The following is an 18,261-nucleotide window of genomic DNA, read 5'->3' as shown; positions in this document are numbered from 1 at the left end:
GTCCGCGCCATCACTCCGAGTCTACATGACTGAATCGTACGAGAATTTTGACAGCGAGATGGCGGCGATTCGCACGCCGCCTCATTCGATTGAAGCCGAGCAATCGGTGCTGGGCGGCTTGTTGCTGGACAACAGCGCCTGGGACAAGATCGCCGACGTAGTGTCCGAGGCGGACTTTTATCGCCATGACCACCGGTTGATCTACAAACATGTGGCCAAGCTGGTGGAACTGGCGCGTCCGGCCGACGTGGTCACCGTTTCCGAAAGCCTGGACAAGAACGGCGAGCTGGGCAATATCGGCGGCCTGTCCTATCTGGCCACGCTGGCGCAAAACACGCCGTCCGCCGCCAATATCCGCCGCTACGCAGAGATCGTGCGCGAACGCTCCATCATGCGCCAGCTGGCGCAGGTGGGCACTGAGATCGCCGAGGCCGCCTACGCGCCGATGGGGCGCGACGCCTCCCAGCTGCTGGACGAAGCCGAGGGCAAGGTGTTTCAGATTGCCGAATCCACCGCCAAGGCCAAGCAGGGCTTTCTGGAGATGCCTGGCCTGTTGAAAGAGGTGGTGGAGCGTATCGACATGCTCTATAGCCGAGAGAACCCGGACGAGGTCACCGGCGTGCCCACCGGCTTCATCGATTTGGATGCCAAGACCTCGGGCCTGCAAGCGGGCGATCTGATCATCGTCGCCGGTCGTCCGTCCATGGGCAAGACCGCGTTCTCGATGAATATCGCCGAGCACGTGGCGGTGGAGCAGCATCTGCCGGTGGCGGTGTTCTCGATGGAGATGGGCGGCGCGCAGCTGGTGATGCGTATGCTGGGTTCGGTGGGGCGGCTGGATCAGCATACGCTGCGCACCGGCAAACTGGGCGACGACGACTGGCAGAAGCTGACTTACGCGATAGGCAAGCTGTCCGAGGCGCCGATGTACATCGACGAAACCGCGGCGCTGACCGCGCTGGAAGTGCGTGCCCGCGCGCGTCGTCTGGCGCGCCAGCACGGCGGCAAACTGGGCTTGATCGTGATCGACTACTTGCAGCTGATGTCGGGCTCGGGCCGCGGCGACAACCGTACCGCCGAGCTGGGCGAGATTTCGCGTGGCCTGAAAGGCCTGGCCAAGGAGCTGCAGGTGCCGGTGATCGCGCTGTCCCAGCTGTCTCGTGCGGTGGAGCAGCGCCCCAACAAGCGGCCAATGATGTCGGACTTGCGGGAATCCGGCGCCATCGAGCAGGATGCCGACTTGATCGTCTTCATGTACCGGGAAGAGTATTACAACCCTGAGAATCAGGAAGTGAAGGGCTTGGCGGAGGCCATCATCGGAAAGCACCGTAACGGCCCTACCGGCGCGGTGCGGCTGGCCTTTGTCGGCAAGTACGCCAAGTTTGACAATGCCGCTACCTTGGGGGTTAGCGGCTGGGCCGATAGCGACTCCTAAGAACCTGTACGATCTGCCGCGCGTCGGCGATACAGCGTTGAAAACCGCTTCGAATTGCTCATGTACCGCGTGTACACTCCGCTTTCTCAGCCGTTTTCGCCTTGTCTCGCCCTTGCCCGCGAGATCGTAAACAGGCTCTAAGAATCTGTTCACGAGAGATACTGATGAGCTTTTTCGACAAGCATGTATTCATTTGCTGCAATCAGCGCGCCGGCTGCGAGGATTGCTGCAACAATCATGGTTCCAGCGAACTGCTGGGCTACATGAAGGACAAGGTCAAGGCGCTGGGCCTGGCCGGCGAGGGCAAGATCCGCGTCAACAAGGCCGGCTGTCTTGGGCGTTGCGACGACGGCCCGGTGATGGTGGTGTACCCGGAAGAAACTTGGTACACCTTCGTCGATAAGGAAGACATCGACGAAATTGTCGCCGAGCATATGGTGGGCGGGCGCGTGGTGGAAAGGTTGAAGATCTGATGTTGAAGGCAATGAACAAGCAAGTGGTGGCCGGTCCGGCCGGGGGCCTGGAAACCATAGTGGTGGCTGCACAGGGTGAGACGCGCGGTGTCGCTGTCATCTGCCATCCTAACCCGCTGCAGGGCGGCACCAACACCAACAAGGTGGTGCAGACCGCGGCCAAGGCCTTGTCGCAGCTGGGCTATGTCTGCTATTGCCCGAATCTGCGCGGCGTGGGCGATAGCGAAGGGCAGCACGATTACGGTATCGGCGAAGTGGAGGATGTCATTGCGGTGGTGGATCATGCTCGCCGCGAGCAGGGCGACCTTCCCTTGGCCTTGGCGGGTTTTTCCTTTGGCGGCTTTGTCGCCGCGCGCACCCGCGCGCGCATTGAGGCGGATAAATTACTGCTGATGGGCGTGGCGGTGGGTAAGTACGAGACGCCTACGCCGGAGGTGCCGGCCGACACGCTGGTGATTCACGGTGGGGAGGATGAGGTGATTCCGCTGGCTGCGGTGATGGGTTGGGCCCGGCCGCAAGGCTTGCCGGTCGTGGTGTTTCCCGGTGCGGGCCATTTCTTCCATGGCCGGCTGGTGCAGCTGGCGCAAACGATTCAACGCTGCTGGTAAGGCGTCGCCTGACTCCGGCGCAAAAAAACCGGTCATCCATGCGATGGCCGGTTTTTTTTATCAGCGGTGCAGTTCGCCCGCGGCTTCTGGCTGGTAGGTGACTTCCAGCACCTTCAGGCGGATGCTGCCGGCCGGCGTTGGCCAGTCGATGCTTTGGCCAACGGACAGACCCAGCAAGGCGGCGCCAATGGGCGCCAGCACCGAGATCTTGCCCTGTTCGCTGTCCGCTTCGCGGGGGTAGACCAGGGTCAGGGTTTTTTCCTGGGCGTCGTCCAGCTTGACCCGCGCGCAGCTGTTCATGGTGATGATGCCGGCGGGCATGGCGGAGGGCTCCACCACATCGGCGCGCTCCAGCTCGGCTTCCAGCGCGGCCGCGGTGGGGTGGCCGCTCTCGCAATCCTCCAGCAGCGCGGCGAGGCGCTCATAGTCCAAAGAGGACACCGTGATGGCCGGGCTTGTCGACATATGCAACTCCTTCAGATAGACAAAGGGCACCGCAGGGTGCCCGATGATTTAGTGCGCGAAAAGCGTGTGTGCCAATGATATCGCTTGTAACCGCGTGTAACAAGGCTTGGCGGCTCAATCGCCAGGAATACTGGGCTTTGGGCCGGGCTTGTAATGCGGCGTAATAACCTGTTTGCAATCTGCTGCATCTCGGCGATAGGGCGTTGAAACCCTCTTCAAAATGCTCATGTGCCGTGTGTGCATTCCGCTTTTGCAGCCATTTCCGCCTGGTCTCGCTCTTGCTCGCGAGATCGAAAACAGGCTCTAAGCGTTCAGCCCAGCAGCGACAGCGCCGCGCGGGGGCCGATATTGGCCTGTGCCTGGGCGGCGAGGCCGGTCTGGCCCAGTATCTGCTTGGCGGCCAGTTGCGCCGTGGCGGCGGCGAAGTCGGTGTCGCTGATACGGCTATTGGCGGCGGCGGTGTTGGCCGAGGCGGTTTGCAGGTTGTTGATGCTGGCCTCGAAACGGTTGCTGATCGAGCCCAGGGTGCTGCGGGTATTGGCCAAGGTGTTCAGATCGGTGTTGGTGCTTTGCTGCGCGGCCAGCGCGCCGGCCTGGGTGCTGATGTCTATGGTGCCGGTGGCGTTCAGATTGGCGTTGTAGCTGTTCAAGCCGCCGCTGGCCGGCGCGGCGGCCAGATTGACGCCGGATATGTTCACTTGGTTGTCCGCGCTGCCGTTGGGGCCCACCTGAAAGGTGGTGGTGGCGTTGCTGTTCAGCAAAGGGGTGCCGTTGAATTCGGTGCTTTGCACAATGGCGGAATTGGCCTGGGTCAGTTGGTCGACTTGCTGCTGCAACGCCTGGCGATTGCTGGCGCTGAGCGCGCCGTTGCCGGCCTGAATCGCCAGCTCTTGGATTTGCTGGGTATTGCTTTGCAGCTGGTTGAGAGCGCCGTCGGCGGTCTGAGCCAGCGAGATGCCGTCGTTGGCGTTGTTGATCGCTTGATTGTTGCCGTTGATCTGGGCTAGCAACGCTTCCGAGATGGCGGCGTTGGCCGGGTTGTTGGCGGCGTTGTCGGTGGTTTTACCGGCCGAGAGTTGGGCCAGCAGCTTGTCTTTGGCTTTCTGGGTCTGGTTCAGCTGGTTCTGCCCCTGCAGCGCGCTCAGATTGCTATTGATGGTCAGTGCCATGGCCGGCTCCCGCTGGATGTGGTTTCACTTCTTCAGTTTAAGAAACCGCGCGGGGCAGGGCAAGCCGGGTTTCGGGTAAATTCGCTTCGCGTCCGATGGCGCGGGCATGGGCGTTAAAAAGCCCGGCGGCGCCGGGCTGATGATTGAGCATTTCTTTTATTTGCCGGGCTTGGGCGGCGTGCCGGCGGACTGAGTCAGGATTTCGTAGCCGCTGTCGGTGACCAGCACGGTATGTTCCCACTGCGCCGACAGGCTGCGGTCCTTGGTGACCACGGTCCAACCATCGCCCAGCATGCGCAGGTGGCGTTTGCCCTGGTTGATCATCGGCTCGATGGTGAAGATCATGCCGGCCTGCAATTCCAGACCGGTGCCGGGGCGGCCGTAGTGCAGTACTTGCGGTTCTTCGTGGAATTTTGTGCCGATGCCGTGGCCGCAGAATTCCTGCACCACGCTGTAACCGGAGTTTTCCGCGTGCTGCTGGATGGCGTAGCCGATGTCGCCCAGCGTGGCGCCCGGCTTGACCTTGTCGATGCCGCGCCACATGCATTCATAGGTGACGCGGGACAGGCGGCGGGCATGTTCGCTGACGTTGCCCACGTGGTACATGCGGCTGGTGTCGCCGTGGTAGCCGTCCTTGATCACGGTGACGTCCAGATTCATGATGTCGCCGCTTTTCAGGGGCTTGTCGTTCGGGATGCCATGGCAAATCACGTGGTTGACCGAGGTGCATACCGATTTGGGATACGGATTGTGGCCGTCCGGCGCGTAGTTCAGCGGCGCCGGGATCGCGCCCTGCACATTGACGATGTAGTCGTGGCAGAGCTTGTCGATGGCTTCGGTGGTGACGCCGGGCTTGATGAAGGGGGTGATGTAGTCGAGGACTTCCGACGCCAGGCGGCCGGCAATCCGCATCTTTTCGATGTCTTGGGCGGTTTTTAGTTGGATGCTCATGGGATTCTGGTGATGTGCGTGTCTGCGGCTAATGAGACGTATTCTAGCAAAAACGCCCCCGGCCCGGCAGTGCTTGTCGGGCCGGGGGCGCGTTGGCGTTCAAATCAGACGCATCTTGAACTGCTTGCCCTTGATCTTGCAGGCGGACAAGCGCTCCAGCGCTTGCTCGGCGATGGCGCGGTCCAGCGCCACGAAGCTGGCGAATTCAAAGATGTTGATCTTGCCTATCTGGGCGCCGGCAAAGCCGGCGTCGCCGGTCAGCGCGCCGAGGATGTCGCCGGGGCGCAGCTTTTCACGCTTGCCGCCGGCGATCTCCAGCGTGACCATGGGCGGCAGGAGTGGACCGCCAGGGGCCGGGGTCAGTTGGTCCAGCTTGGCCCAGGTCAGCGGCGCCTGCTGATAGCTTTCAATCAGCGCCAGCCGCTTGTCGTCGTTGTCGGCGGCCAAGGTCAGCGCCAGGCCCATCGACTCGCCGCGGCCGGTGCGGCCGATGCGATGGATGTGGATTTCCGGGTCGTGGGTGACGTCGACGTTGATTACCAGGTCCAGTTCCTTGATGTCCAGGCCGCGCGCGGCCACGTCGGTGGCCACCAGCACGGTGGCGCTCTTGTTGGCGAAGCGCAGCAGGATCTGGTCGCGTTCGCGCTGCTCCAGGTCGCCGTACAGCGCCAGCGCGCTGAAGCCGCGGGCCTGCAAGTCGCGAACCAGCTCCTTGCAGCGTTCCTTGGTGTTGCAGAAGGCCAGCGCGGAAGTCGGACGCAGGTGTTGCAGAATAGTGGTGACGGTTTCCAGCCGCTGTTCCGGCTTGATCTTGTAGAACCATTGTTCGATGCGTTCGCCCCCGTGCAGCGACTCCACCTGGATTTCCTGCGGGCGGCGCATGAATTGCGCGCTGATCTTGCGGATGTCTTCCGGGTAGGTGGCGGAGAACATCAAGGTTTGGCGCTGGCGCGGGCAGGCGCGGACGATGCCGACGATTTCCTCGATGAAGCCCATGTCCACCATGCGGTCGGCCTCGTCCAGCACCAGGGTGCCGACGCCGGACAGATTCAGCGAGCCGCGGAACAGGTGGTCCTGCAGCCGGCCAGGCGTGCCCACCACGATGTGGGCGCCATGCTCCAGCGAGCCGATCTGCGGCCCCATCGGGCTGCCGCCGGTCAGGGTCACTACTTTGACATTGTCTATGCTGCGCGCCAGCCGACGGATTTCCTGCGCCACTTGGTCGGCCAGTTCGCGGGTAGGGCAGAGCACTAGTGCCTGCACGCCAAACCAGCGCGGATTCAGTCGCGCTAGGATGCCCAGCCCAAAAGCCGCTGTTTTGCCGCTGCCGGTCTTGGCCTGCGCGATCAGGTCTTGGCCGTCCAGGATCGCCGGCAGGCTGGCGGCCTGGATGGCGGTCATGCTGTGGTAGCCCAGGCTGTCCAGATTGGACAATAGGGCGGCGGGCAGGGGCAGGATAGAGAAAGCGGCTTTTTTCACAATGACTTGGCGTATTACGGTATCGGGCTGCGAGTGTAACAGGCCGGCGGCCAACGGCCAAATCGGATGTCCGCCGCCGGCGCCGTTCAGACTGTGAAGCGCGATACCGATTCCGTCAGCCGCTGCGCCAATTGCTCCAGTTGCTCGGCGGCGTTCACGGTTTGCCCGATTTCTTGGTCGTTGGTTTGAGCCATCTCCGCGATGGCGTCGATGCTGCCGGTCACGGATTGGCTGGCGGCTCGCTGTTGTTCGGTGACGGCGACGATCTGGCGCAGGCCCTGACGCACCTCGGCTACGGACTGGTTGGCCGCGTCCAGCACGCTGGACACACTGTCGGCGGACTGGCGGCTGGCGGTCAGCGAGGACAGGCCGGCGTTGACCGCGGCGCGCACCGCGTCGGTTTTCTGGTTCAGCGCGCCGGTCACTGCGTCGATCTCGCTGGCGGAACGGGCCGATTTCTCCGCCAGCTTGCGCACCTCGTCGGCGACCACCGCGAAACCGCGGCCTTGCTCGCCGGCGCGCGCGGCCTCAATCGCCGCGTTCAGCGCCAGCAGATTGGTCTGTTCGGCGATTTCGCGCACTTCCTTGGTCATATTGGTGATGCTGGAGGTGGAGCTGGCCAGTTCGGTTTCCGCCTGAGCCATCAACCGCACCGCTTGCTCCACTTGGCTGATTTCGCGTTGAAGCTGGCAGAGGCTGGAGCGGCCGTCCTCGGAGCGTTGCAGGCTCTGGTCGGCCTCGGCGCTGACATCCTCCGCCTTGCCGGCGATTTCACCGATATGGCTGGCCAGTTGCTCCACCGCGTCGGCTGCGGATTGGGATTGACGGTTTTGCCTGTGAGAACTTTCCGCCAGGTGGGCGGCGCCGTCGGCCAACTGGCGCGAGGACTGCGACACCGCGCCGGCGGAAGCGCCTACATGGCGCACCAGCTCCGCGATGGCGGCCAGCATCTGGTTGAAGCGTTGCGCGGTATCGCCGATTTCGTCGCGGCTGCGCACCGGCAGCCGCCGCGTGAGATCGCCTTCGCCCTGAGCCAGCTCCGCGAGGCCGGTCGACATCGCTTGCAGCGGCCGGGTGACGAGGCGGCGAGCCAGCAGGAACACCACCGCCATCAGGGGGAGCGAGGCCAGGATGGCGAACAGAATGCTTTGATCGCGAAAACGGCTGACGGAGGCGTAGGGTTTTTCCAGTGAGATGCGCATGCTGACCACGCCCAGCGGCGTCTTGTCCGCCACCTGGTGGCACATCATGCAGTTCTTGCCCAAGTAGTTGCGCGACGCCAACGCAGGGTAAACCACGCGCAGGTGCTCGCCCAGCGCCGGGGTGGATTCGATCTGGATATGGGGCTTGCCGTCGCGCAAGGCCTGTTGTTCCACCGTGTCGCCGCTCAGACTCTTGTCGCCGGCGTTGCCGGGACCGAACTGCTTGCTGACGGCCGGGCCGCGTATCACGCGCAGGTCGCGCACCGCGGAGAGTTCCTTGATTTGGTCCAGAAAAACGTCGCGCTGGCCCACGGTGCCGGTAATCATCATGCCGGTGAGTCCGGCCATGGTCATTTCGTTCATGCTGTGGGCCAGGTCTTGCGCCTGCTCCACCGCGATGTCGCGGCTGACGCTGGTTTCCCAGGCAATCAGCCCGCTCCAGGCCAGGACCAGGCAGCACCATACCGCCATGGTCAGTTTCAGCCAGATCGGCCAATCGGAAAATTTGCGCATGCGTGTGCGGACGGCGGGTCCGTTCTCCTGGTGTGTTTGTAGAATCGCGCGATTGCCGCTATAGGTTTATTGAAATGGGTCGCAGCGCGATGGTAGTGATTTGATGACGTAGGAATGTTGGTTTAAATCAAACTTATAGTTAAAACGATTAGGCTTGGGTTTGAGGCGGTTTTCTGTGAAAATCCCGCCCTCGCCGCAGTTGGGCATCTTCATCACCATGGATTTCAAGGAGCGCAGTATATGGGTGACACAAGCGGACGCCGCGTAGCCATCATCGGCGGCGGACCGGCCGGCCTGGCCGCTGCCGAGCAACTGGCGGCGGCGGGCGTGCGGGTCGATGTCTACGACGCGATGCCGTCGGTCGGCCGCAAATTCCTGCTGGCCGGCGTGGGCGGCATGAACATCACCCATTCCGAACCCCACGCCAGCTTTGTGCAGCGCTACGGCGCGCGCAGCGCCGAGTTGCGGCCGATGCTGGACGTATTCAACGGCGAACATGTGCGGGCCTGGGTGCACGGCCTGGGGATAGAAACCTTCATCGGCAGTTCCGGAAAGGTGTTTCCCAAGGAGATGAAGGCGGCGCCGCTGCTGCGTTCCTGGCTGACGCGTTTGCGCGAGGCGGGGGTGAGCTTCCATGTGCGTCACCGTTTTCTGGGCTGGGACGAGCGCGGCCGCCTGCGGCTGTCGGCGCCGGACGGCGAGCGCTTGGCCGAAGCCGACGCCGTGGTGTTGGCCATGGGCGGCGGAAGCTGGCGCAAGCTGGGGTCGGACGGAAGCTGGGCGGCGATGCTGCGCGAGCGTGGCGTGGAGGTGTCCAAGCTACAGCCGTCCAATTGCGGTTTCGACGCCGGCTGGAGCGAGTATTTCGCCGACAAATTCGCCGGCGCGCCGTTGAAGTCGGTGACCTTGCAGTTCCATCCGGCCGTTGGCCACCCGTTCAGCCGCCGCGGCGAATTCGTCGTCACCGCCGGCGGCGTGGAAGGCAATCTGATCTACGCCTGCTCCGGCGCCATCCGCGATGAAATCGCGCGCAGCGGCGCGGCCTTGTGCTATCTGGATCTGATGCCGGATTGGAGCTTGCAGCGCATCCTGGGTGAAGTGGCGCGGCCGCGCGGCTCGCGCTCGATGTCCAGCCATTTGCAAAGCCGGCTGGGCCTGAAGGGCGTGCGCATGGGCTTGTTGCGCGAATGCCTGGACAAGGAGGTTTTCAACGACCCGGCCAAGCTGGCCGAGGGCATCAAGGCGCTGCCGCTGCGCCTGTTGGCGCCGAGGCCGCTGGATGAGGCGATCAGCACAGCGGGCGGCGTGACTTTCGGCGCGTTGGACGAGAACCTGATGTTGCAGGCGATGCCGGGCGTGTTCTGCGCCGGAGAGATGCTGGACTGGGAAGCACCCACCGGCGGTTATTTGCTGACCGCCTGCTTTTCCACCGGACGCGCCGCCGCGGGCGGCGTGCTGCGCTGGATGAGGCAGGGCTGAGGCCTGTTGCGTCCACGCCAGCGCAATAGGCGGCGACTGCGTGTTTCTACGGAGCGTTGCCTGCATTTTTTTTGCAAGCCTCTATACTGGTAGTGTCGCGCGGAACGCGCGGCCACGTCGTTGTCGAGAAAGCCGCCCACTGCATGGATTGTCATGATGCGAAGGCGAACGCCTGAGGAGAGCAGCGCGATGAAGCTTGACGATTTCAACCAGGTGGCCGATCTGATCGGCCTGAAAAAACGCTCACGCGAAGCGGTGTGGCTGATGGAGGTGGAGGGCATGACCGGTTACTTCGCGGCCCAGCAAATGGACATCAGCGAATCCACCGTGTCCCGCGCGCACAGCCGATTCCGCCGCGCGCTGCAAAAAATCAACTCGCTGGCGGGCCATCTGCCCTTGTAAAGCTCGCCGTCACGGCGGCGACGAAGCCCGGTCTTGGCCGGGCTTCGTTGCGTTCGGGCTGTTCCTTGTGCCGGGAGGCGTTGGCGACGCTGCCTCCGTTCACCACATCTGGATATACTGACGCGCAGTCTTCCCCTCCTAAGGAGAGCTTCATGGCTTTGCGTCACGGCGTCGATTTCGACAAGACTCAGGCCCTGCACCGGCAGGAGCTGGCGATGTTTTCCGAGCGGCGTCCGCGCTCGCGGCAGCTGTCCGCCGCCGGCGGCAAGCATTTGCTGTTCGGCGCGCCATTGCATTGGATGGCGGATTGGTCCACCCCGTTCAATCTCTATGTGGAAGAGGCTCGGGGGGCGCGGCTGCGCGACGTGGACGGCCATGAATATCTGGATTTTTGTCTGGGCGACACCGGCGCGATGTTCGGCCATTCGCCGGAGCCGGTGGCGCGCGCCATCGCCGATCAGGCCGCGCGCGGTTTGACCGCGATGCTGCCGTCGCCGGATGCGGTGTGGGTGGCGGAGGAACTGGCGCGACGCTTCGGTCTGTCGCACTGGCAATTCGCCCTCAGCGCCAGTGATGCCAATCGCTTCGCGCTGCGCTGGCTGCGCGCCGCCAGCGGCCGGGACCGGATCATCGTGTTCAACGGCTGTTACCACGGCACGGTGGACGACGCCTTCGTCGATCTGATCGATGGCCGGCCAAGGCGGCGAGCCAGTTTGCTGGGGCAGACGCATGATCCGGCCGCGTATACCCGAGTAGTGGAGTTCAACGACCTGGAGGCGTTGGATCGGGCTCTGAGCGATGAGCGGGTGGCCTGCGTGCTGGCCGAGCCGGTGATGACCAATATCGGCATGGTGTTGCCGGAGCCTGGCTTCTGGAGCGCGGCGCAGGATTTGATCCGCCGCTACGGCAGTTATCTGCTACTGGATGAAACCCATACCATCAGCAGCGGGCCGGGCGGTTACGGCGCGGCTTACGGCTTGAAGCCGGACGCGCTGGTGCTGGGCAAGCCGCTGGGGGGCGGGCTGCCGTGCGCGGTCTATGGGTTCAGCGAGGAACTGGCGGAGCGGGCGCAGCGCGCAAAGCGCTCCGCCGCGCCCGGTCATTCCGGCATCGGCACCACGCTGAGCGGCAATATGCTGGCCGCGGCGGCGATGCGCGCCAATTTGGCCGAGGTGATGAGCGATGCCGCCTACCAGCGGATGTTCGCGTTGGCGCAGCATCTGGCGGACGGTTTGCAGGACTGGATAGAGCGCTGGCGGCTGCCGTGGTGTGTGAGCCGCGTCGGCGCGCGCTGCGAGTTCCAGTTTTCCCCGCGCCCGCCGCGCAACGGCGGCGAGGCGGGCGCGATGCAGGATGAGGCGTTGGAGCGGGTGATTCATCTCTACCTGCTCAACCGCGGTTTCCTGATCACCCCTTTCCACAATATGTTGTTGCTATGTCCGGACACCGAATTTGCCGACGTTGATCGCCTGCTGGAGGCCTTGGACGGTTTTGCCGGCGAGGTGGTTTAGAGTCGCTGGAACACCTCGCGGAGACGCAGCGGCAAGGCGCGCTTTTGAGCGCGCCTGTCTAAAATCCCGCTGACGCGAAGGAGATCGTAAACAGGTTCTTAGCGCGCGGCTTGCTGGCGAATAGCCAGCAAGGCCTGATTGCGCAAGGTTTTCAGCAGGCTGAGTTGCTCCGGCGCGATGGCCAACGATCCCGCTTGGCGGCGGTCGCCGTAGAGTATGCCCAGCTTGCGTTTGTCCAAGGACAGCGGCAGCAAGACGAAGGTGTGGGCCACGCTCATTTGGCGATACCAGGCCGGGATGTGCTGGGCGATGGCCGGCGCGTCGATGTCGTCTATCAGCATGTCGGCGTTGCGCTCCAGCGCCTTGCGGAACAGGCTGTCGCCGCTATCGATGTCGGCCCGTAGCGCCGGCAGCAGCAATTCCACCTTTTCGCCGAAACCGAAGCGGGCTTGCAGCGGCAGGTCGGTCCCGCTGCGCGCGCAGATCAGCGCGTGGTCGAAGCCCAGGCCGCGGTACATGGTTTCCAGAATGATGCGCAGCAGGTCATTGAGTTTGTAATCGCCCAGCAGGGTGTTGGTGATGTCCTGAACGCCAGCGGACAGCACGGCGATCCGGCCGGCGGAGCCGGCGGTGGCTTGCAGCCGGGTGGGGTCCGGCGCCGTTGGCGGAGGCGCGCTGGCGGCGGGCGGCGGCGCGCTCTTGTTGAGTCTGGCCTGGCGCAAGGCCTGTGAACGCGGCCCTTGGCCGGCCTCCGGCCCCAGCTCCACCAGATAGGCGGATAGCAGGGTCTGCGCCTGCGCCAGCTGCTGCTCCAGGGGCGCCCACTCCAGCGCCAGCGCCCGGCTGTAGCGTTGCAGCAGCTTGCGGCTGGCCTCGGCTTGATCAATGCCGCTCTGAGTCAGCTGGCAAACCAGTTCGCGGCACAGCGAACTTAAGGCCTTCATCCGCATCTCGCTGGTTTGCGGCTGACGCACCGCGCCGGCCGGCATCGGCTCCATGCCGGTCAGAATCCGTTCCGGGAAGCGCCACAGCGCGGCGGTGGCGGCGCCCAGGTCGGCGTAATGGGCGCCCAGCGTCTGGTGCGCGGCTTGGTCGACGCCGGCGCCGGCGTCGATCAGCATTTGGATTTGCCGGTATTCGTCACGGAAATAATTGACGCACAGCAGTTCGCCCAAGTTTTGCAGCATGCCGCAAATCAAGGCCTCTTCCGCCTCGCGCACGCCGCAGGCCGACGCCAGCGAGCGCGCCAGCAGGCCGGTGAACAGGGTTTTGATCGCCACGTCGCGGATCTCGTCGGCATGGGCGCGGTTGTGCAGGTGTTCGAACAGCAGCAGGCTGAGCGCTAGATTGCGTATGGTGTCGAAGCCGAGGATCACGATGGCGCGGGAAATGGTGCTGACCGCGCCGCCGTACTGGCTGAAATTGGCGGAATTCACCACCTTCAGCAGTTTATTGGTCAGCGATACATCCTTGAGGATGGCACTGGACAGCGCTTGCAGCCGCTCGCTGTCGGCGTTGTTGCTCTTGTTGATGGCGGCGATCGCCTGCGACAGCGCCGGGAAGTCCGGCGAGTGGCGCATGCGTTGCAGCAGGTGGTCCAGCGCGGCGCGGCCGCCTTCCTGGCGATTAAAGCGCTGATGGCGGGCCAGCCAGTCTTGCAGGCCGGCCAGCGCGCGGCGGCAGGCGCCGGCGTCGGCCGCCGGGTCGCGCAGCGCGGCCAGCCATTGCTCCAATTCCGGGTCGCACTCTCGTTCCGGCGCGCCGGCGCTGATTAGCCAGCGCAGTAATTGCTCGGCCTGCAGCAGTTCCTGACGCAAGCGTTCCGGGCTCAACGTCTGGCAAGCGTGCTCGCCTAGCAGCGCGACGCGTTGATGGATGTCGGCCAACACCGTTTCGGGGTAGAGCCGCCCCAGGCATTTCCCGCTGGCGTGCAGGTGGATCAGCGGTTCCAGGATGTCGCACGCCAGGCCGATGCGTTCGGCCAGCGGCAGCGCCTGCAGCGTTTTCAGGCGCAAGGGCTGTAGCGTGTCCTGTCGGTAGACGGCGTAGTGTTTGTCGTCGAGGCGGACTTGTCCCTGCCAGGCTTGCAGCAAGGGGTGGCGGAAGGCCGGGCGCGGCGGCGTGTCCGGCAACTCCGACTTGGACTCCATCAGCGCCAGCGCTTCGCCGTCGCGGCTGGCCAGCAGCACCGACAAGCCATCCGGGCAGTTCAGCGTGGCGACGATTTGGTATTCCGGCTCTGCGGCGGCGTTCATCGCTGTCTCCGTGCGGCTTGCGTGTTTGTACTAATGTAGACAGTTATTGGGGCGCGAGCCGAAGATTCCTCTGCGGTTGCTTGGGTATTCTTATTGCCCTTTGGACTAATTGTTGATTTGCTAAGAGCATATTGATATATCCAATCGGTTTTGATGCGCCTATGGGCTTTCGGTAGATTTGAACGCATCTACAGGATGGGCAGGAAGCATGGACATCGGTCATCAGAGGCTGACTCACCTCAAGCAGTTGGAAGCGGAGTCGATTCACATCATTCGCGAAGTGGCCGCGGAATTCGAAAACCCGGTGATGCTGTATTCGATAGGCAAGGATTCGGCGGTGATGCTGCATCTGGCGAAGAAGGCTTTTGCGCCGGGCAAGCCGCCGTTCCCCTTGATGCACGTGGACACCACCTGGAAGTTCAAGGAAATGATCGCGCTGCGCGACAAGCAGGCGCGCGAGTACGGCTGGGACTTGATCGTCCACGTCAACCAGGATGGCGTGGACGCCGGCATCAACCCGTTCACCGCGGGCAGCGCCAAGCACACCGACGTGATGAAGACCGAGGGCCTGAAGCAGGCCTTGAACAAATACGGCTTCGACGCGGCTTTCGGCGGCGCGCGCCGCGACGAGGAAAAGAGCCGCGCTAAAGAGCGGGTCTACTCCTTCCGCGACCGCAATCACCGCTGGGACCCGAAGAACCAGCGTCCGGAGCTTTGGAACATCTACAACAGCAAGATAGACAAGGGCGAGAGCATACGGGTGTTTCCGCTGTCCAACTGGACCGAGCTGGACATCTGGCAATACATCTTCCTGGAAAATATCGAGATCGTGCCGCTGTACTTCGCCGCCGAACGGCCGGTGATCGAGCGCGACGGCACGCTGATCATGATAGACGATGAGCGGATACTGGAATATCTGAGCCCGGAAGAGAAGGCCGGCATCGAAACCAGACAGGTTCGCTTCCGCACCCTGGGCTGTTATCCGCTGACCGGCGCGGTGGAGTCCCAGGCGGCCACGTTGCCCGACATCATCCAGGAGATGCTGCTGACCCGCACCTCCGAACGCCAGGGCCGGGTGATAGACCACGACAGCGCCGGCTCGATGGAAAAGAAAAAGATGGAAGGATATTTCTGATGACCCACCAATCCGATCTGATCGCCGGCGATATTCTGGAATACCTGCGCCAGCACGAAAACAAGGACCTGCTGCGCTTCATCACCTGCGGTAATGTCGACGACGGAAAATCGACCCTGATCGGCCGGCTGCTGCATGATTCCAAACTGATTTTCGAGGATCAACTGGCGGCGATAGAGCGAGACTCCAAGAAGTACAACACCACCGACCAGGAGATAGACCTGGCCTTGCTGGTGGATGGCTTGCAAGCGGAGCGGGAGCAGGGCATTACCATCGACGTGGCTTATCGCTATTTCAGCACCGACAAGCGCAAATTCATCATTGCCGACTGCCCGGGCCACGAGCAGTACACCCGCAATATGGCCACCGGCGCGTCCACCAGCAATCTGGCCATCATCTTGATCGACGCCAGGCGCGGGGTGCAGACTCAGACCCGCCGCCACAGCTTCATCGTCAGCCTGCTGGGCATTCGTCATGTGATTGTGGCGGTGAACAAGATGGACCTGGTGGATTACGACCCGGCGGTGTTCGAGCGTATTCGCGACGAGTACCTGGCCTTCGCCGAGGGCCTGGAGATCCCGGACATCCGCTTCGTGCCGATTTCCGCGCTGCGCGGCGACAATGTGGTTGGCCGTGGAGAGGGCGCCCCCTGGTATCAGGGGCCGACGCTCATGCAGCTGCTGGAAACGGTGGAAGTGAGCAGCGACGTGGCGCTGGAAGCCTTCCGCCTGCCGGTGCAGTACGTGAACCGGCCCAATCTGGACTTCCGCGGCTTCTGCGGCACGATCGCCGCAGGCGAGATCCGTCCCGGCGACGAAGTCGTGGCGCTGCCTTCCGGCCGCCGCAGCAAGGTCAAGGCGCTGGTGGCCTACGAAGGCGAACTGGCCGCGGCCGGCGCCGGCGAGGCGATCACGCTGACGCTTGAGGACGAGATCGACGTGTCGCGCGGCGACATGATCGTGCGCGCAGATCAAGCGCCTCCGGCGGTGACCGGAAGCCTGGACGCTCATCTGGTGTGGATGCAGGATGCGCCGCTGCGCGCTGGAAAGGAGTACGGCTTCAAGCTGGCCGGCAAGTTTGTCACGGGCCGTGTGGAGGCCATCCTGCACCAGGTGGACGTCAACACCCTGGAGAGGAAGCCTGCGGAGGCGTTGCATCTGAACGAGATTGCGCTATGCCGCATCAGCTTGAACGCGCCGGCGGTGATAGACGCCTACGCCGCCTGTCGCGGCACCGGCAGCTTCATCGTGATAGACCGGTTGAGCAACGCCACCGCCGGCGCCGGCATGATTGCGGAGGCCAGGACAGAGCAGGTTGCCGCGCCGCAGGACGAATTGCAGCGGCTGCGCGCCTTTGAGCTGGAGTTGAACGCGCTGGTGCGCAAATACTTCCCGCACTGGGAGGCCAAGGACATAGGCCAGCTGTTCCCGCGCTGAGCGGGCGTTGCGGGTTGTCGATGGCCCGTCGTACTGGTTAGAGACTGTTGAACGTTTCGCGGGCAAGAGCGAGGCAAGGCGAAAACGGCTGAGAAAGCGGAATGTGCGCGTGGTGCATGAGCATTTCGTGGCCGTACTCGCCGTGCAACGCTTCACGAAGCGCAGTAGATCGTAAACAGGCTCTTATGGCGGGCTGTCCGTTTTTCGACCTGTTGTTGCAGGAATCGGCCACGCCGGTTTACAGCCGGCGGCGGTCTGCCTACAATCCGGCAGCTTCAATTGGCGCGTTGTATCCGCTGCGGTTTTCGCAGCGGCGTGGTTCTGTTTCGTCCCGTCTGCTTAGGCAGCCGCGGTCCACTCGGTTTCCCCCTCCGTCTTTCGCTTGAAGCGCCGGCAACGCCGCTCGCGGCGCTGTCGCATCGACTGTAATCCACATAGAAAAGATAAAACATGACGTTTGCGCTGAAACACATCGCAGGCGCAACCGCTGCCATCTTGCTGGCAGGCCCGGTTGCAGCCAAGGATTTCACTGTCGCCGTGATCTACGATCAGGCCGGCAAGTTCGACAAGAGCTTCAATGAAGCGGCATTCAACGGCGCCGAACGTTTCAAGAAAGAATTCCACATCAACTACCGCGAAGGCCAGGTCAGCAACGACGCTCAGAAAGAGCAGATGCTGCGCAATATGGCGCGCAAGGGCGCTGATCTGGTGGTGGCGGTGGGCTTCGCCTACAGCCAATCCATCGAGACCGTGGCCAAGGAATTCCCCAAGGTGAAGTTCACCCTGGTGGATTCGGTGGCCAAGGGCCCGAATGTGCAGAGCATCGCCTTCAAGGAGCAGGAAGGTTCCTTCCTGGTGGGCATGGCCGCCGCGCTCAAGTCCAAGAGCGGCAAGGTGGGCTATCTGGGCGGCATGGATGTGCCGCTGATCCGCGCCTTCGGCTGCGGCTACGCCCAGGGCGCCAAGTACGCCAATCCCAAGGCGGTGGTGATGCAGAACATGATCGGCACCACCCATGCCGCCTTCAACGACCCGGCGCGCGGCGGCGAACTGGCCAAGAGCCAGTTCGATCGCGGTGTGGACGTGGTGTTCGCCGCGGCGGCGCTGTCCAATATGGGCGTGATCCAGGCGGCCAAGGGCGCCAAGAAGTTCTACATCGGCGTGGACAGCAACCAGAACTATCTGCAGCCGGGCGTGGTGCTGACCTCCATGGTCAAGCGCGTGGACAATGCGGTGTACGAAACCATGCGCGACGCCAAGAACGGCGCGTGGAAGCCGGACGTCAAGCTGATGGGCCTGAAGGAAAACGGTGTGGACTGGGCGCTGGACCAGCACAACCGTTCGCTGATCACGCCTGAGATGGAGAAGAAGATTCTGCAGGCGCGCAAGGACATCGTCAGCGGCAAGATCAAGGTGGTGGATTACCGCGCCGCCAATCGCTGCCCGGTGAACTGATCAACCGGAGCCGCGCAGCGCTTGGCGCGGCGACGTGAAAACGGGCAAGACCATCTGGTTTTGCCCGTTTTTCTTTGTGGATCGTGAATAGGCACGTAAGAACCTGTTCATGATTTTCCCAGTGCGTTGAGGCTTTGTTGGCTAAATAGGAAATCACGTATCCGATGCGCCCAGGTCCCTTCAAGCCTGCTGACGGGACCCGGCGGGAAGCCGTAGGCCAGGCTTGCAGGGCGGCCTTTAGGGGACTACGTGCGAATCTTTGATTCGCTCAGTGACAGGGAGATTTGGCCGCG

The 18,261-nt window shown here is 63.2% G+C and carries 15 protein-coding genes; 9 read left to right on the top strand and 6 right to left on the bottom strand.

The features are described from left to right. Nucleotides 1–25 precede the first annotated feature (25 nt). The 3 genes from dnaB (at nucleotide 26) to ACUXV1_RS01165 (ending at nucleotide 2,516) form a co-directional block, all read left to right on the top strand. A complete protein-coding gene (dnaB, locus tag ACUXV1_RS01175) occupies nucleotides 26–1,435 on the top strand; it encodes a replicative DNA helicase (RefSeq protein WP_043590536.1) in 1,410 nt (469 codons plus the stop codon). Nucleotides 1,436–1,599: 164 nt separating this feature from the next. After that, nucleotides 1,600–1,908 (top strand): (2Fe-2S) ferredoxin domain-containing protein, encoded by a 309-nt coding sequence (locus ACUXV1_RS01170; protein ID WP_043590538.1) that lies wholly within the window; start codon nucleotides 1,600–1,602, stop codon nucleotides 1,906–1,908. Beyond that, entirely contained in the window at nucleotides 1,908–2,516 is a 609-nt protein-coding gene (locus ACUXV1_RS01165) for an alpha/beta hydrolase (RefSeq protein ID WP_446014312.1), read from the top strand. The genes ACUXV1_RS01170 and ACUXV1_RS01165 overlap by 1 nt, the downstream gene beginning before the upstream one ends. A gap of 60 nt (nucleotides 2,517–2,576) precedes the next feature. Here ACUXV1_RS01165 and rnk read toward each other — a convergent pair whose 3' ends face one another. From rnk to ACUXV1_RS01140, 5 genes are all read right to left on the bottom strand, one after another. After that, nucleotides 2,577–2,981 carry a nucleoside diphosphate kinase regulator gene (rnk, locus tag ACUXV1_RS01160; RefSeq protein WP_043590541.1) on the bottom strand — a complete coding sequence of 135 codons (405 nt, stop codon included), beginning with the start codon at nucleotides 2,979–2,981 and terminating at the stop codon, nucleotides 2,577–2,579. A 311-nt stretch (nucleotides 2,982–3,292) separates the two neighbouring features. Then, entirely contained in the window at nucleotides 3,293–4,150 is an 858-nt protein-coding gene (locus ACUXV1_RS01155) for a flagellin N-terminal helical domain-containing protein (RefSeq protein WP_446014313.1), read from the bottom strand. A gap of 156 nt (nucleotides 4,151–4,306) precedes the next feature. After that, complete coding sequence (gene map, locus ACUXV1_RS01150) at nucleotides 4,307–5,134, bottom strand: type I methionyl aminopeptidase (protein WP_254894682.1); 828 nt, start codon at nucleotides 5,132–5,134, stop codon at nucleotides 4,307–4,309. Nucleotides 5,135–5,200: 66 nt separating this feature from the next. Continuing rightward, on the bottom strand, nucleotides 5,201–6,580 hold the full coding sequence (gene dbpA, locus ACUXV1_RS01145) for an ATP-dependent RNA helicase DbpA (RefSeq protein WP_043590708.1): 1,380 nt from the start codon (nucleotides 6,578–6,580) through the stop codon (nucleotides 5,201–5,203). Nucleotides 6,581–6,666: 86 nt separating this feature from the next. Continuing rightward, nucleotides 6,667–8,295: a methyl-accepting chemotaxis protein gene (locus ACUXV1_RS01140; protein ID WP_043590544.1), complete on the bottom strand. Its 1,629-nt coding sequence runs from the start codon at nucleotides 8,293–8,295 to the stop codon at nucleotides 6,667–6,669. A gap of 240 nt (nucleotides 8,296–8,535) precedes the next feature. Between ACUXV1_RS01140 and ACUXV1_RS01135 the strand changes: the two genes are divergently transcribed. The 3 genes from ACUXV1_RS01135 (at nucleotide 8,536) to ACUXV1_RS01125 (ending at nucleotide 11,687) form a co-directional block, all read left to right on the top strand. Next, nucleotides 8,536–9,774, top strand: coding sequence for a TIGR03862 family flavoprotein (locus ACUXV1_RS01135; RefSeq protein WP_043590545.1), 1,239 nt, complete (start codon nucleotides 8,536–8,538; stop codon nucleotides 9,772–9,774). Between the two features lie 189 nt (nucleotides 9,775–9,963). Further along, nucleotides 9,964–10,176 carry a sigma factor-like helix-turn-helix DNA-binding protein gene (locus ACUXV1_RS01130; protein WP_019100111.1) on the top strand — a complete coding sequence of 71 codons (213 nt, stop codon included), beginning with the start codon at nucleotides 9,964–9,966 and terminating at the stop codon, nucleotides 10,174–10,176. A 152-nt stretch (nucleotides 10,177–10,328) separates the two neighbouring features. Then, nucleotides 10,329–11,687: an aspartate aminotransferase family protein gene (locus tag ACUXV1_RS01125; protein WP_446014314.1), complete on the top strand. Its 1,359-nt coding sequence runs from the start codon at nucleotides 10,329–10,331 to the stop codon at nucleotides 11,685–11,687. Nucleotides 11,688–11,785: 98 nt separating this feature from the next. Here the strand turns inward: ACUXV1_RS01125 and ACUXV1_RS01120 are convergent, their stop codons facing one another. After that, nucleotides 11,786–13,942 (bottom strand): HDOD domain-containing protein, encoded by a 2,157-nt coding sequence (locus ACUXV1_RS01120; RefSeq protein WP_446014315.1) that lies wholly within the window; start codon nucleotides 13,940–13,942, stop codon nucleotides 11,786–11,788. Nucleotides 13,943–14,150: 208 nt separating this feature from the next. Here ACUXV1_RS01120 and cysD point away from each other — a divergent pair, with 208 nt between their 5' ends. The 3 genes from cysD to ACUXV1_RS01105 all read left to right on the top strand — a co-directional run bounded on the left by cysD (nucleotide 14,151) and on the right by ACUXV1_RS01105 (nucleotide 17,968). Next, entirely contained in the window at nucleotides 14,151–15,077 is a 927-nt protein-coding gene (gene cysD / locus ACUXV1_RS01115) for a sulfate adenylyltransferase subunit CysD (protein ID WP_019102169.1), read from the top strand. Further along, nucleotides 15,077–16,513, top strand: a complete 1,437-nt coding sequence (gene cysN, locus ACUXV1_RS01110) for a sulfate adenylyltransferase subunit CysN (RefSeq protein WP_043631495.1) — start codon at nucleotides 15,077–15,079, stop codon at nucleotides 16,511–16,513. The genes cysD and cysN overlap by 1 nt, the downstream gene beginning before the upstream one ends. Before the next feature lie 450 nt (nucleotides 16,514–16,963). Beyond that, the gene (locus ACUXV1_RS01105) at nucleotides 16,964–17,968 is read left to right on the top strand and encodes a BMP family lipoprotein (protein WP_446014316.1); all 1,005 of its coding nucleotides are present in this window, start codon (nucleotides 16,964–16,966) and stop codon (nucleotides 17,966–17,968) included. Nucleotides 17,969–18,261 lie beyond the last annotated feature (293 nt).

The organism is Chromobacterium sp. W521 (assembly GCF_052805975.1).
This window is presented reverse-complemented; position numbering and strand designations above follow the sequence as displayed.